The sequence below is a fragment of the Microbacterium sp. Bi128 genome (assembly GCF_918698205.1).
Genome location: NZ_CAKKMM010001536.1, coordinates 1 through 1,157, shown reverse-complemented (window position 1 = coordinate 1,157; position 1,157 = coordinate 1). Strand labels below are relative to the sequence as shown.

The 1,157-nt window shown below is 69.3% G+C and carries 2 protein-coding genes; one reads left to right on the top strand and one right to left on the bottom strand.

Annotated elements, in window-relative coordinates:
• On the top strand, window positions 1-220 hold a 220-nt coding region (locus tag LQV45_RS34345; protein ID WP_230012344.1), incomplete at its 5' end, for a septum formation family protein.
• 16 nt (window positions 221-236) lie between these two features.
• Here LQV45_RS34345 and LQV45_RS34340 read toward each other — a convergent pair.
• The coding region (locus LQV45_RS34340; RefSeq protein ID WP_230012340.1) for an AAA family ATPase at window positions 237-1,157 on the bottom strand (921 nt) is incomplete at its 5' end.

Here is a 1,157-nt window from a genome sequence, read left to right as displayed (position 1 = left end):
ATACGGGCCAGATGACTCGTACCCCGGCCGGGACCAGCTCAAGCAGAAGGCACGCGATGCCTGCAAGGCGGCTCCGCTCACGGCAAAGGCCGGCGACTACGACCTGAGCTACAAGCTGGCCTACCCGAGCCCGCGCAGCTGGGAGATGGGCGACCGGCGGGTCGACTGCTACGCCGCGACGAACGGCGGAAACGTCATCAAGGAGTCCCTGCTGCCCTAGGCTTGCCCGGCGGCGCCTACTCCTTGCGGCGGACCGAGAGCCCGGTGCCCGTGGCCGCGCCGCCGCTGGTCAGCTCCCCGTCCCGCAGCCCGCCCATGGTGAGTTCCATCAGGTCCGGCGCGGTGTCCACCAGGACGGTGTCGCCGTCGGCGATTTCGCCGGCCAGGATGGCCTTTGCCAGCCGGTCGCCGATCTCGCGCTGCACCAGGCGGCGCAGCGGCCGCGCGCCGTACGCGGGATCGAAGCCGGATACGGCCAGCCAGGCGCGGGCACCCTCGGTAACTTCGAGGTTCAGCCGGCGGCCCTTGAGCCGCTCGCCCAGCTCCTTGACCTGCAGTTCCACGATCCGGGAGAGCTCCTCCACGCTCAGCGGATCGAACAGCACCACTTCATCGAGCCGGTTGAGGAACTCCGGCTTGAAAGAAGCGTTGACCGTGGCCATGACGGCGTTCTTCTTGGCCGCGGCGTCGAGGTTGGGGTCCACGAGGAACTGGCTGCCCAGGTTCGATGTGAGCACCAGGATCACGTTGCGGAAGTCCACGGTGCGGCCCTGCCCGTCGGTGAGCCGGCCGTCGTCGAGCACCTGCAGGAGGATGTCGAAGACCTCGGGGTGGGCCTTTTCCACTTCGTCGAGCAGCAGCACGGAGTACGGGCGCCGCCGCACGGCCTCGGTAAGCTGGCCGCCCTCCTCATAGCCGACGTACCCGGGAGGCGCCCCGACGAGCCGGGCCACGGAGTGCTTCTCCGAATATTCGGACATGTCGATCCGCACCATCGCGCGCTCGTCGTCGAAGAGGAAGTCCGCGAGGGACTTGGCGAGTTCGGTCTTGCCGACGCCGGTGGGGCCGAGGAACAGGAAGGAGCCGGTGGGCCGGTTGGGGTCGCTGATCCCGGCGCGGGCGCGGCGCACGGCGTCGGAGACCGCGGCGACGGCTTT